Consider the following 13,591-nt stretch of genomic DNA (forward strand, 5'->3'; position numbering starts at 1 on the left):
CGGCGCGGCATCCATCCATACGGGTTGGCCGGCGTCATGCCATGCCGGCCGCGCTGAATCAGCCCGCTTCGCTCGCGTGCTCGCCGAGAATCGACTTGGCGTAACGCACGCCGATGCCATAGGCGCTGTGCGCCTTCAGGATGTCCATGCAGCCTTCGTACGTCTCGCTGCGTCCCCAGTCGCGCTGCAGTTCGAACATGTACTGGAACGAGGTCATCGGCACGGCGCCGGCCTGGATGATGCGTTGCACCGCGCGTTCGTGCGCTTCCGTGGTGATGTCGCCGCAGGCGTCGGTCGGCACATAGATTTCGTAGCCTTCGTTGATCATCTGGATGGTCGGGAACGACACGCACACTTCCGTCCACAGACCGGCGAGCACGATTTTCTTGCGGCCGGTCGCCTCGATGGCCTTGCGGAAATTCACGTCTTCCCACGAGTTCATCGACGTGCGATCGATCGGCGTGTACTCCGGGAAAACCGATTGCACTTCCGGCACCATGTCGCCGCTGAACGACTTGGCGGCCACCGTAGTCAGGATCGTCGGGACCTTGAAGAGCTTCGAGGCCTTCGCGATCGCCTGAACGTTGTGCAGGATGGTGGTCCGCTCATGCGAGGTCGTTCCGAAGAACATCTGCGGCTGGTAGTCGATCAGGGCAACCGCACATGTATCGGGGGTCAAGAGTTCTTTAGGCATTACGGGCTCCGTATTGAATGGACAAAGCAGTCTGAGAGACGTGCCGTGCTCGCTAGAACAGCGAGAAAAACTGGAGCTGAGTCTATCGACGGGGCTTCGCGGAGTCCTTGTGGAAGTCCTTAATCGTTCTTAAAAATGATGGCGGCGCAGCGTGGATCGCACTCCGGTAAAAGTGAGTGCGATGAGTCGCCAGAGGGTGACGGCCCGCCCCGGTGGATCGGCGCACGCAAGCAATCGCATTCAGAAGAATTAAGCAATCTGAAGTTCTCTACAGTGGCTCGCACCGTACGATTGGAAACTGCGATGTCACGTCATGCATCGTCGGGACGGGACGTCCTTCAACATCACAAGACTGGAGAGAAAAACTTGGCTAGCCCATCTGGAATTGCGTCGGCGAATCGCCGCCAGCTACTCGTCGCCAGCGCCGGCGCAGCCGGCGCGGCAGTCGCCGCGATGGCGGCGCCAGGCGTCGCGATGGCTGCCGCGGCGGCCGGCAGCGGCAGCGCACACGCAGGCAATGCATCCCACTCACAGCATGGAGAGCGTCACACTATGAATACGGTAACCACGAAAGACGGCACGCGAATCTTCTTCAAGGACTGGGGCTCGGGCAAGCCCGTCGTCTTCTCGCACGGCTGGCCGCTCGACGCCGACGCGTGGGACGCGCAAATGCTGTTTCTGGTGCAGAAGGGCTACCGCGTCATCGCCCACGACCGCCGCGGCCACGGCCGCTCGGATCAGCCGTCGCACGGCAACGACATGGACACCTATGCCGACGACCTGGCCGCGGTCATCAACGCGCTCGACCTGAAGGGCGCGACGCTAGTCGGCCATTCGACGGGCGGCGGCGAAGTAGCGCATTACATCGGCCGCCACGGCACCGCACGGGTAGCGAAGGCCGTGTTGATCGGCGCCGTGCCGCCGCTCATGCTCAAGACCGAAGGCAATCCGAACGGCCTGCCGATGTCGGTGTTCGACGGCATTCGCGCGAGCGTGGCGTCGAACCGTTCGCAGTTCTACAAGGACCTTGCCGTACCGTTCTACGGCTTCAACCGGCCCAATGCAAAAGTCTCGCAAGGCACCATCGACGAGTTCTGGCGCGAAGGCATGCTCGGTTCGATCCAGGGCCAATATGAATGCGTCAAGCAATTCTCCGAAGTGGACTACACCGCGGATCTGAAGAAGATCGACGTGCCCACGTTGATCCTGCACGGCGACGACGACCAGATCGTGCCGATCGACGACTCGGCCCGCCTGTCGGCGAAGCTGGTGAAGAACGCCACGCTGAAGGTTTATCCGGGCGCACCGCACGGCATGTGCACGACGGAAGCGGACAAGGTCAACGCCGATCTGCTTGCGTTCCTGCAAAGCTGATGACACCCAGGGCGCTGCGTGTGGTTGAAACCACGCGGCGCTCGTTGGATACGTTGTAGACACGCGGCGCGGCGGCCTGGCGGATTCACTTCGCCGGGCGCAGCGCCGCGTTGTGTTTGCCGGCTCGAATCGGTCCATGCGATATGGGCCGTCAGCGTTTAAGCTCTGTGCCTCCGCTCCGCTAAATGCCGGCTTCAGAATTTCCACGCGGCATCGATATGTATTACGCCAATATGTCGGCGCAAAAATAAAACATTTCGACAAGCCCGACAAAAATAAATCCGCCTCTCACCAATGACGGGCGACGCGTCGCCAAGCCTGCCCGCTCAAAGCCGAAACGCCCGCTGCGCGCGGGCCAAGGGGAAATCGCCAACCGGCCGCTTCAAATGTTTCTTTCTGCCTAATATTAAAGCAGCAGTCATTTAAATCAGCACTTTCACATTCCGGGGCGATTAAGCCATAATGACGCTTGCTTACATTCTTTAATTTTCGGGTAAATTGCTGAAAGCAGTGCGACCGCTGCGCGACGATCGAGGTGACCCATCATGTTGAACGCCACACTGACCGCCACCACCGCCCCGGCCGCACGATCCAAAGACTCGCTGGGATGCCTGTCGAACCAGCTCGGCCGCGATCTCGAACTCGACACCGGCGAGTTCAAGTTTTATCGCAAGTCCACCGTCGACGACCAGGCCAGCGCGGTCGCCATGCACGGTTCCGATCGCGGCTTCCTGATCGGCGTGTCGCTCAAGCCAGGCCACCGCCGGCGCATTTACTCGGCGCACCGCTGGACCACCCACGACTTCAGCCAGGATAGCGTCTATATTCGCGACTTCGCGGACGACTACAAAGCCGATCTGCAACGCGGATTCGATTTCGTGCTGATCGAACTGTCGCGCGCTTTCATCGCGAACGCCTGTTATGAGCGCAACGGTTCGAACGTGGCGCGTCTCGCCACGCTGGCAGGTCGCAACGATCCAACGCTCGGCCACTTCGCGCAGATTCTCTCGCTCACGCTGGATCGCAAGAGCGAGGCAAGCCCGCTCTTTGTCGAGCAGTTAGGCATCGCCGTGGGCACACATCTGCTCGATCAATACGGCGACACGGCGTGCTCGTCCTTCAGCAAGACCCGGCGCCTGTCGAGTTTGCAGGAAACGCGCGCCAAAGACATGCTGCTCGCCAAGTCGCAAGGCAGTGTGTCGATCGAAGAAATCGCCAACGCATGCAACCTCTCGCGCAGCTACTTCATTCGCGCCTTTCGCGAAACCACGCATCGCACGCCGCATCAATGGCTGCTCGAGCAGCGCATCGACCGGGCTCGCGATCTCCTGAGAAATTCGGACTATTCCCTTTCCCAAATCGCCATTGCATGCGGTTTCTCCGACCAGAGCCATTTCACGCGAACCTTCTCGCAACTGGTCGGCACGCCGCCCGGCACATGGCGCAGACAGGCCGCCGGCTAAGCGGCCGGGCCGTCTAGCAAACGGCGCTGAATGCGCCTCCCGCCTCTTGAACCCATGCCGGTCTTGCAACGAATAAGCCGTGTTTGCACGCGCCGTTAGACTTTCCTACAAAGCATCGCACTAACCGACAAGACGCGCGTGATTTGCCAAGGTACTTTCGAGCCCATCGACGATGGCCGTTCGAGCCTGCGTCGACGCAGCGAGGACATGCAAGGCGCTCACCAGCAGCCGTGCGGCGCATCTCCCTATCACGCTCATTGTCCCGGGACTTGAAAACGACATGATTGAACTAGGCCGCTTTCAAATCGATCTGGAAATGCGCACCGTGCGGCGGGACGGCGAAGCGCTGCATCTGGGCTCACGCGCCTTCGACATTCTCGCCGTCATCGTGTCCGCCGCCGGCCGTCTCGTCACGAAAGACGAATTGATGAATGCGGTGTGGCCGAACACCGTGGTGGAAGAGAACAACATCCAGGTGCATCTCTCGGCCTTGCGCAAAATTCTCGGCGCGGACCGGCATCTGATTCTCACCGTGCCTGGCCGCGGCTATCAGCTTGTGCATCGGCAACAGCCAGCCCCCGTGCGGCCCGCCAGCCGGGTTTGCGCCGGGCGTCCTTTGCCTTCGCCGAAAACCCGCCTCGTGGGCCGCGACGCGGCAATCGAACAGATCCACGCGATGCTGCGGAAGGCGCACGTGTTGACGCTGGTGGGCGCGGGCGGCATCGGGAAAACCAGTCTCGCGATCGAAGCGGCGCGTCAAGCCGCGGAGGATTATGCCGAGCCCGTCTGCTTCGTCGAACTGGCTACGCTGAACACGTTTGACGGCGTGCTCGGCGCCATTGCGGAAGGTTGCGGACTGCTCACGGAAGGCACGACGCCCGCCGTCGCGCAGCTCGCCGCGGCGCTCGCGCACAGGCACCGGCTGCTGGTGCTCGACAACGCCGAGCATGTGATCGGTTGCGTGGCCGAGATCGTGGAGGCGTTGATCGCGGAAAGCGATTCGCTGCGTGTGCTCGTGACGAGCCGTGAGCCGTTGCGCATCATGCCCGAGGCGGTCTTTCGCGTGGATCCCCTCGACGTGCCGCACTTGCACTCCACCGATGCGGAGATCCTGCAGCAGTCGGCCGTGAATCTGTTTCTGCTGCGCTCCAACTCGTTGCAATACAAAGTGGGGGCCGAGAGCGCCGAATTGCGGCTGGTCGGCGAAATATGCCGCCGGCTGGACGGCATTCCGCTCGCGATCGAACTGGCCGCGGCACGCGTCGCGGCGCTCGGCGTGGAGGGCGTGCATCGGCGGCTGGACGATCGCATGGCGATTCTCGCGGGCGGCTATCGCACCGCGCTGCCGCGCCATCAGACCTTGCGCGCCACCTTCGACTGGAGCTTCGCACTGCTCGACCAAGGCGCGCAGTCGCTCTTCAGACGGATCGCGGTGTTCGGCGGCGTGTTCACGTTCGAGGCCATGTGCGCGGTCGTGTGCGATTCCACTTTGACGATCGAGAACGCAATCAGCGGGATCAGCGAACTGCTGGCCAAATCGCTCGCCAATGTCGAGTTCGACGGGCCGGTCGCGAAGTACCGGCTGCCCGAATCGACGCGCGCCTATGCGCTGGAGAAACTGCAGGCCGAAGGCGAGCACTCGGCGTTCGCTTCGCGCCACGCGCGCTATCTGTCCACCTGCTTCCAGACGCGCACGGCGCCCACCGTGTGCCGCGACGCCGAGCGCGCCACGGCTCTGCACCATACGTTCGACGACGCGCGCGGCGCGTTCGACTGGGCCTTCTCCGCCGAAGGCGATGTGCGCCTCGGCGTCGATCTCGCCTCCAACCTCGCCGGTGCGCTGCTCGATGGCGGCATGATCGCGGAGGCTTGCGCGCGCGCCGAACTCGCGGTCGGCGTGCTCGACCAGCTTCCGGCCGCCACGGTGGATGCCGCCTGCGAAATGCGCGTGCGCGCGGCGTTGGCGACGGCCTTGCCGTCCGTTCGCGGGTGCGTGGCGCGGTCGGCCGGACTGTGGCGCGATGTCTTCGCGCTGGCGACCGCGAGCGGCGACCAGGAGTTTCAGGCGCGCGCGCTGTGGGGCTTGTGGAACATGATGCTCTCCAGCAGCAACATCCACGAATCGATGAAATTCGCGCGGCAATTCCAGCGTCTCGGCGAAGACGAAGGCAATGCATGGCAAGCCGTTCTGGGCGACCAGGCGGTAGCCATATCGCTGCATTGTCTCGGGCAGCACGCGCAGGCCAAACGGAAATTGGAGGGCGCGCGCGAACGCTTTGCACAGCTCGAGGGAAAGTCGCAGTGGGACAGCACGTTCGCCGTCGATCCGCTCGTCTATTGCAACGGGACGCTCGCGCGGATCGCCTGGCTTCAGGGCAATCCCGGCGAGGCCATGACGCTGGTCGATGCGCTCGTGAATCTCGTGCGGCCTGAAACGATGGAGCCGTCGCTCACGCACATGCTCGGCACCGTGGCCGCGCCGCTCGCGCTGTTGTCGGGCGATCTGAGCCGCGCCGCGGCGTATCTGGAGATCATGCGTTCGCAGGCCGCGCTGCATCGCTTCGATGTCTGGGTGGAGTATTGCGACTGCCTGAGCGCTTACCGCGACATTCTCGACGGACAGGCGGCGCGGGCGCTGCCTGTCCTGGCCGCATCGCTCGATGCGTTGATCGCGCGCGGCTTCCGGCGTGTCGTCACGTTGTTTATCGTCGTCCATGCCGAGGCGCTCGTGAGCGTGGGACGAACGCGCGAAGCGACCAGCCGTCTGAACGACGCCTTGGCGTTTTGCCAGCAGCACGGCGAGTTGATGTTCGTTCCGGAAATCTGGCGCGTGCTGGGAATCGCCGCGCACGCCGAAGCCGGCGTGCAAGCCGGCTCCGGCAAAGATTTCGGCGGCAAGCTCGCGCACGCGGCCACCTGTTTCGCGAAGGCGCTCGAATCGTCCCGCGAGCAGGGCGCGAGAATGTGGGAACTGCGTGCGTCGCTGGCCATGGCGGCGCTGCTGCGCGACGAAGGCCGCAATGACGAAGCAATCGAAGTGCTGGAACAGATCGCACCGTATTTCGACACGTCATCCAGTGCCACCGATGTGCGGTCCCTGTTCGCGATGATCAGGAGGCTGCGCTCGCGTCATGGCAAAGCCATCCAGCGCGCGGTGTTCGAATTGCCGCAGCGGGAAGCGCATCGGTTTAACGATTCCATCGAACGCGTTGGCTAGGCGCGAACATGCGTTGCCGTTCTCAAGCTGCCTGCGCGCACCTCACCGTTCCAGTTCAGCAAACAGCCAGTCCTGAAAGCTGCGCAGCTTCGGCAAGTCGGCACGCGACTTCAACAGGTTCAACGTGTAGCCGTGCACGTCGAGACCGTCCGTACCGAACGGCGCGACGAGCCGCCCGGTTTCCAGTTCGCGTTGCGCGAGCAGCAGGCTCTCCAGGCACACGCCCAACCCATCGACCGCGGCGCTCAACGCCATGAACGAGCGGTCGAAGCGCGGTCCGCGTCCAATATCGATCCGCGTCTTGCGGTGCAAACGCATCCAGTCCCGCCAGCCGACCAGACAGCCCTCGCTATGAATCAGCGGATGGTGCTGCAAGTCCGCGACGCTGCGCAACGGATAGTCGCCGCTCATCAACGCCGGCGCGCACAGCGGCACGATCGTCTCCGGCGGCAATTCCAGCACCAGCGTGCCGGCCGGCTGCAGCTTGCGCGGACCGTAGCGGATGTCGATATCGACCGCTCCTGAAATCAGATCCGCCGCTTCCGATGATGCATTCAAACGCACGTCGATATCCGTATGCGCCGCGCTGAAGCGCGCGATGCGCGGCATCAGCCATTGGGTCGCGAAACTCGGCGTGCAGTGAATCGTGAGGATGTCGCTCTTCGCCACGCGGCCGATCTCGCGCGTGGCCGCGTCGATACGCGCGAACGCCGAACTGATTTCCTCTGCGTATTGCCTGCCCGAGTCCGTCAACAGCACCGTTCGATGCAAGCGATGAAACAGACGAATGCTCAATTGCTCTTCGAGCAGCTTGATTTGATGGCTCACTGCCGAGGGCGTCACGAACAGTTCTTCTGCTGCGAGCGCGAACGACGATAGCCGGGCGGCCGCTTCGAAGGCTTGTATCGACTTGAGGGTGACGCGATTGTGCATGGCAGCATCCACGTGAATTCAATTCATCTATCGGCCATCTTAATTCGTTTGAGCGATGCCTGGCGTGCGATTACGCTTGTCATCACTGGCTGCGGCGTCGATGCAGCCCACGCAAAACAGGAGACGAGACAATGAATCCAGGAGAACCCGCACCGTACGCCCAGCTCGCGGAGCACGCCTACCAGATCCGCCGCAACGCGCTGCGCATGGGCGAGGTGCAAGGGCAAGGCTATATCGGCCAGGCGCTCGACATCGCCGACGTGCTGGCGGTCGCCTACTTCCGCGCCATGCGTTATCGCGCCGACGATCCCGACTGGGAAGGCCGCGACCGCTTCCTGCTCTCCAACGGCCACTACGCGATCGCGTTGTACGCGGCGCTGATCGAAGCCGGCATCATCGCCGACGAAGAACTGGAGACCTACGGCAGCGACGACAGCCGCCTGCCGATGTCCGGCATGGCGAGCTACACGCCCGGCATGGAGATGTCCGGCGGCTCGCTCGGCCAGGGGCTGACGATCGCGGTCGGCCGCTGCCTGGGTCTGAAGCGCAAGGGTTCGGACGCCACCGTCTACACACTGTTTTCGGACGGCGAACTCGACGAAGGCGCGATATGGGAAGGTCTCATGTCCGCCGCGCACTGGAAGCTGGACAACCTGATCGCGATGGTCGATGTCAACAACCAGCAAGCCGACGGGCCGTCCTCGGCGGTCATGGCGTTCGAGCCGCTGGTCGAGAAGCTGCAGGCGTTCGGCTGGTTCGTGCAGCGCGTGGACGGCAACGATCTCGCGGCGGTGGTCGCCGCGTTCGATGCGGCGCGCGCGCATCCCGAAGCGCAGCCGCGGGTCATCGTTTGCGATACGCGTATGGGCTGCGGCGTGCCGTTCCTCGAAGCACGCGAGAAAAACCACTTTATCCGCGTCGATGCGCACGAGTGGCAACTCGCGCTGCAAGCGCTCGAAGCCGGGAGAACCGTATGAGCGCCGCCGCACCGAAACCGCGTCTGAAGACATCGGCGATGATCGCCTCGATCGCCGGCGAAGGCCAGATCACCCGCTCCGCGCCGTTCGGCCACGCGCTGGTGGAGTTGGCGCGCAACCGGCCCGAAGTGGTCGGCATGACCGCCGACCTCGGCAAATACACCGACCTGCATCTGTTCGCGAAGGAATACCCCGAGCGCTTCTACCAGATGGGCATGGCCGAGCAGCTGCTGATGGGCGCCGCCGCCGGCATGGCGCACGAAGGCGCGCAGCCGTTCGTCACCACCTATGCAGTGTTCGCCGCGCGCCGCGCCTACGACTTCATTCACCAGGCGATCGCCGAGGACAACCTCGACGTCAAGCTGGTCTGCGCACTGCCCGGCCTCACGACCGGTTACGGTCCGAGCCACCAGGCGGCCGAAGACCTCGCCCTGTTCCGCGCGATGCCGAACCTCACGGTGATCGACCCATGCGACGCGCTTGAAATCGAGCAGATGGTGCCGGCGATTGCCGACCATCGCGGCCCGGTGTATGCGCGGCTCTTGCGCGGCAACGTGCCGGTCGTGCTCGACGAATACGACTATCAGTTCGAACTCGGCAAAGCCAAGCTGCTGCGCGACGGCGCCGAAGTGCTGATCATCTCGTCCGGGATCATGACGATGCGCGCGCTCGAAACGGCCAAGGCGCTCGCCGCCGACCGCGTCGACGTGGGCGTGCTGCATGTGCCGACCATCAAGCCGCTCGACGCCGTCACACTGCTGCGCGAAGTGCGCCGGCCGGGGCGCCTCGTGATCGTCGCGGAGAACCATACGGTGATCGGCGGGCTTGGCGAGGCCGCGGCCACCGTGCTGCTGACCAACGGCGTCACGCCGGCCTTCCGTCAGATCGGCCTGCCGGACGCCTTTCTCGACGCCGGCGCGCTGCCGACGCTGCACGACCGCTACGGCATTTCGACCGAGGCGATGTGCGACACCATCAAAGGCTGGCTGCGCTAGATGCCGGTTTCATCAGCAGAAACAAGTGTAGTCACCAATAGCAAAGACAGCAGCAAACCATAAGCATCACATTCAGGAGATCCGCATCATGTCAGAGTCACGTCTTCTCGACGGCAAGGTCGCCGTCATTTCCGGCGGCGCGTCGCCGCGCGGCATCGGCATGGCCACCGCGCGCAAATTCGCCGCTCACGGCGCGCGCATCGCCATTTTCGATCTCGACGAAAAGGCCGCGGTGGAAGCCGCCGCGTCGATCGGACCCGAGCATCGCGGTTATGTGTGCAATGTCACCGACCGCGGCGCATGCCAGGCGGCTGTGGAGCGCACCGTCGCCGATTTCGGTTCGATCGATATCCTGATCAATAACGCCGGCATCACCCAGGCGGCCAAATTCCTCGACATCGACCCGGAAAGCTGGGACCGCATTCTCGACGTCAATCTGCGCGGCGTGCTGTATCTGTCGCAAGCAGTCGTGCCGCAAATGAAGAAGCAGAAGAGCGGGTCGATTGGCTGCATGTCGTCGGTGTCGGCGCAGCGCGGCGGCGGCATTCTGGGCGGCCCGCACTATTCGGCGGCCAAAGCCGGTGTGCTCGGTCTCGCCAAAGCAATGGCGCGCGAACTCGGCAACGACGGCATTCGCGTGAACTGCGTGACGCCGGGGCTGATCCAGACCGACATCAACGCCGGCAAGATCAGCGACGACAAGCGCGTCGAGATTCTTTCAGGCATTCCGCTGAATCGCCTGGGCGTGCCCGACGATGTGGCCGGCGCGTTCCTGTTCCTTGCGTCGGACCTGTCCTCGTACATTACCGGCGCGGTGATCGACGTGAATGGCGGCATGCTGATTCACGGCTGATTCAAGGCTGATTCAAGGCCGATTCGTCCGGCAGGACGAGCTGCACGGCGGGAGGCCGGCGGCAATGGAAACCGCGTAGTAGAGAACAAACGGGCGCGGTGCGCGACATGTGCAGCCGCCTCGTTCGAGACTGTAGAAAAACATAACGACACGCCATATTGGAGGAAGACACCATGACTACCCGTTCGAACGCCCCGCAGGGCATCAGCCGCCGCAGCTTTCTGAAGGCCGGTGCGACCCTGTCCGCAGCCGTGCCGTTATGGAGCGTCTCGCGGCGCGCCATGGCGGCGCCCGAGTTCTCGTACAAGCTCGCCACCGGCCAAGACCCGACGCATCCGGTCAATATCCGCGCGCAGGAGGCGATCAATCACATTCGCGAAGCGACCAACGGCCGCCTCGACATCAAGCTGTTTCCGCAGAATCAGCTCGGCTCCGACACCGACCTGCTCTCGCAGGTGCGCAACGGCGGCGTGGAGTTCTTCAACCAGGCCTCGTCGATTCTCGCGACGCTCACGCCGGCCGCGGGCATCGTCAACACCGGCTTCGCGTTCAAGGACTACGACGCCGTGTGGAAAGCCATGGACGGCGACCTCGGCAATTACATTCGCGGTCAGATCGGCAAGTCCGGGCTCGTGTCGGTCAGCAAGGTGTGGGACAACGGCTTCCGGCAGATCAGTTCGTCCACGCGCGCGCTGCGTGCGCCGGCCGACCTGAAGGGCTTCAAGATCCGCGTGCCGCAAGCGCCGATGCTGACCTCGCTGTTCAAGGCACTCGACGCGGGCCCCGCGCCGATCAACTTCAACGAACTGTATTCGGCCTTGCAGACCGGCGTGGTGGAAGGCCAGGAAAATCCGCTGCCGATCATCGCCACGGCCAAGCTCTATGAAGTGCAGAAGTACATCAGCCTCACTTCGCACGTGTGGGACGGTTACTGGATTCTCGGCAACCGCGCCGCGTGGGAGCGACTGCCGGCGGAAATGCGCACCATTGTCACGCGCGAATTCGAAAAGGCCGCGATGCTGCAGCGCGCGGACATCGCGAAGCTGAGCGGTTCCCTGCGCGACGATCTGAAGGCCAAGGGCATTACTTTCATCGACGTGGATCGTGAGTCGTTCCGCGCCGCACTGGCCAAGACGAGCTTCTACCACGACTGGAAGAGCAAATACGGCGACGAAGCCTGGGGTCTCTTGGAGAAGTCCGTCGGAAAACTGGGGTGATGCGATGATCTCGATCTCTTATTCACACGAGCGGCAGCACCGCTTCGCCTGTGCGCTCGATTCAGCGCTCGGGCATCTGGTGGAGATTCCCGCTGCCTTGCTCGTGCTGGCGGAAATCGTCGTGCTGCTGGCCGGCGTGACGAGCCGCTATATCCTGCACGCACCGCTCGTCTGGTCCGACGAACTGGCCTCCATGCTGTTCCTCTGGCTCGCCATGCTCGGCGCCGTGATTGCCTTGCGGCGCGGCGAGCATATGCGAATGACCGCGCTGGTCGGCATGACACCGCCGGGCGTGCGCGCGTTTCTCGACGTCGTGGCGATCGCCGCGCCGATCGCGTTTCTCGCGATGGTGATCGGGCCGGCCATCAGCTTCGCGCAAGACGAGTCGTTCATCACCACGCCCGCGCTCGAACTGTCGAATTCGTGGCGCGCCGCCGCGTTGCCGATCGGTTCCGCGCTGATGCTGCTGGTCGCCGTGGTGCGCCTTGCGCGCATGGGCAACTGGCGCCTCGTGCTGGGCGCTGTCGCGACGGTCGGCGCGCTGGTCGGCATCTTCATCGCGCTCGGCCCGCTGTTGCGCGACCTCGGCAATCTCAACCTGCTGATCTTCTTCGTTGGCCTCGTGGCGCTCGGCGTGCTGAGCGGCGTGCCTATCGCGTTCTCGTTCGGCCTCGCCACCTTCGGTTATCTCGCGCTGACCACGAACACGCCGATGCCGGTGGTGGTCGGCCGGATGGACGAAGGCATGTCGCATCTGATCCTGCTGTCCGTGCCGCTCTTCGTGTTCCTCGGCCAGTTGATCGAGATGACCGGCATGGCCGCGGCGATGATCGCGTTTCTCGCGAGCCTGCTGGGTCACGTGCGCGGCGGTCTTTCGTACGTGCTGGTCGGCGCGATGTATCTCGTCTCCGGTATCTCGGGATCGAAAGCCGCCGACATGGCCGCGGTCGCACCCGTGCTGTTTCCGGAGATGAAAGCGCGCGGCGCGAAACCCGGCGACCTGGTCGCGCTGCTCGCCGCGACCGGCGCGCAGACCGAGACGATTCCGCCGAGCCTCGTGCTGATCACGCTCGGCTCCGTGACCGGCGTGTCGATCTCCGCGCTCTTCACCGGCGGCATGCTGCCGGGCATCGTACTGGCGATCACGCTGTGCATCGTCGTGCAATGGCGTTACCGGCGTGAAGACATGTCGAGCGTCAAGCGCGCGACGCGCGGCGAGATTCTGCGCAAGCTGGTGATCGCGTTTCCGGCGCTCGCGCTGCCGTTCGTGATTCGCGCGGCGGTGGTCGAAGGCATCGCGACGGCGACCGAAGTCTCGACCATCGGCATCGCCTACGCGGTGCTGGCCGGCTTGCTGATCTATCGCCGCTTCGAGTGGAAACGGCTCAAGCCGATGCTGATCGATACCGCCACGCTCTCGGGCGCGATTCTGCTGATCATCGGCGCGGCCACCGCAATGGCTTGGGCGCTGACGCAATCGGGCTTCTCGGGCCAGCTCGCACAGACCTTGGGCGCTTTGCCGGGCGGCGCGGCGATGTTCATGGCGGCGTCGATCTGCATGTTCGTGATTCTCGGCAGCGTACTCGAAGGCATTCCGGCCATCGTGCTGTTCGGCCCGCTGATGTTTCCGATCGCGCGGGCCATGCATATCCACGACGTGCATTACGCCATGGTCGTGATCCTCTCGATGGGCGTGGGCCTGTTCGCACCGCCGTTCGGCGTGGGCTACTACTCCGCTTGCGCGGTGAGCCGCATCCATCCGGACGAAGGCATGAAGCCGATTCTCGGCTACATCGCCGCGTTGATGGCCGGGCTGATCATCGTGGCCGCAGTGCCGTGGATTTCGACGGGCTTCCTGCATTGAGCCT

Annotated in this window: 10 protein-coding genes; 8 read left to right on the forward strand and 2 right to left on the reverse strand. The window is 63.7% G+C overall.

Going from position 1 to position 13,591, the window contains the following annotated elements; translation table 11 throughout:
• Positions 1 to 58 precede the first annotated feature (58 nt).
• Positions 59 to 694, reverse strand: coding sequence for a hydrolase (locus BPHYT_RS30405; RefSeq protein WP_012427970.1), 636 nt, complete (start codon positions 692 to 694; stop codon positions 59 to 61).
• A gap of 552 nt (positions 695 to 1,246) precedes the next feature.
• Here BPHYT_RS30405 and BPHYT_RS30410 point away from each other — a divergent pair.
• The 3 genes from BPHYT_RS30410 to BPHYT_RS30420 all read left to right on the forward strand — a co-directional run bounded on the left by BPHYT_RS30410 (position 1,247) and on the right by BPHYT_RS30420 (position 6,748).
• Complete coding sequence (locus tag BPHYT_RS30410; protein WP_012427971.1) at positions 1,247 to 2,068, forward strand: alpha/beta fold hydrolase; 822 nt, start codon at positions 1,247 to 1,249, stop codon at positions 2,066 to 2,068.
• Positions 2,069 to 2,613: 545 nt separating this feature from the next.
• Positions 2,614 to 3,531, forward strand: a complete 918-nt coding sequence (locus BPHYT_RS30415; RefSeq protein ID WP_012427972.1) for a helix-turn-helix transcriptional regulator — start codon at positions 2,614 to 2,616, stop codon at positions 3,529 to 3,531.
• Positions 3,532 to 3,811: 280 nt separating this feature from the next.
• Positions 3,812 to 6,748 (forward strand): ATP-binding protein, encoded by a 2,937-nt coding sequence (locus BPHYT_RS30420; RefSeq protein WP_041759269.1) that lies wholly within the window; start codon positions 3,812 to 3,814, stop codon positions 6,746 to 6,748.
• A gap of 42 nt (positions 6,749 to 6,790) precedes the next feature.
• Here the strand turns inward: BPHYT_RS30420 and gcvA are convergent, their stop codons facing one another.
• Positions 6,791 to 7,681 (reverse strand): transcriptional regulator GcvA, encoded by an 891-nt coding sequence (gcvA, locus tag BPHYT_RS30425; RefSeq protein ID WP_012427974.1) that lies wholly within the window; start codon positions 7,679 to 7,681, stop codon positions 6,791 to 6,793.
• Between the two features lie 131 nt (positions 7,682 to 7,812).
• Between gcvA and BPHYT_RS30430 the strand changes: the two genes are divergently transcribed.
• From BPHYT_RS30430 to BPHYT_RS30450, 5 genes are all read left to right on the forward strand, one after another.
• The gene (locus tag BPHYT_RS30430) at positions 7,813 to 8,658 is read left to right on the forward strand and encodes a transketolase (protein WP_012427975.1); all 846 of its coding nucleotides are present in this window, start codon (positions 7,813 to 7,815) and stop codon (positions 8,656 to 8,658) included.
• Positions 8,655 to 9,653, forward strand: a complete 999-nt coding sequence (locus BPHYT_RS30435; protein WP_012427976.1) for a transketolase family protein — start codon at positions 8,655 to 8,657, stop codon at positions 9,651 to 9,653. Before BPHYT_RS30430 ends, BPHYT_RS30435 begins: the two co-directional genes overlap by 4 nt.
• Before the next feature lie 88 nt (positions 9,654 to 9,741).
• Complete coding sequence (locus BPHYT_RS30440; RefSeq protein WP_012427977.1) at positions 9,742 to 10,506, forward strand: SDR family NAD(P)-dependent oxidoreductase; 765 nt, start codon at positions 9,742 to 9,744, stop codon at positions 10,504 to 10,506.
• Positions 10,507 to 10,679: 173 nt separating this feature from the next.
• The gene (locus tag BPHYT_RS30445; protein ID WP_012427978.1) at positions 10,680 to 11,723 is read left to right on the forward strand and encodes a TRAP transporter substrate-binding protein; all 1,044 of its coding nucleotides are present in this window, start codon (positions 10,680 to 10,682) and stop codon (positions 11,721 to 11,723) included.
• Positions 11,724 to 11,727: 4 nt separating this feature from the next.
• Positions 11,728 to 13,587 carry a TRAP transporter large permease gene (locus tag BPHYT_RS30450; RefSeq protein WP_012427979.1) on the forward strand — a complete coding sequence of 620 codons (1,860 nt, stop codon included), beginning with the start codon at positions 11,728 to 11,730 and terminating at the stop codon, positions 13,585 to 13,587.
• Positions 13,588 to 13,591 lie beyond the last annotated feature (4 nt).

The sequence above is a fragment of the Paraburkholderia phytofirmans PsJN genome (assembly GCF_000020125.1).
Classification (GTDB): Bacteria; Pseudomonadota; Gammaproteobacteria; order Burkholderiales; family Burkholderiaceae; genus Paraburkholderia; species Paraburkholderia phytofirmans.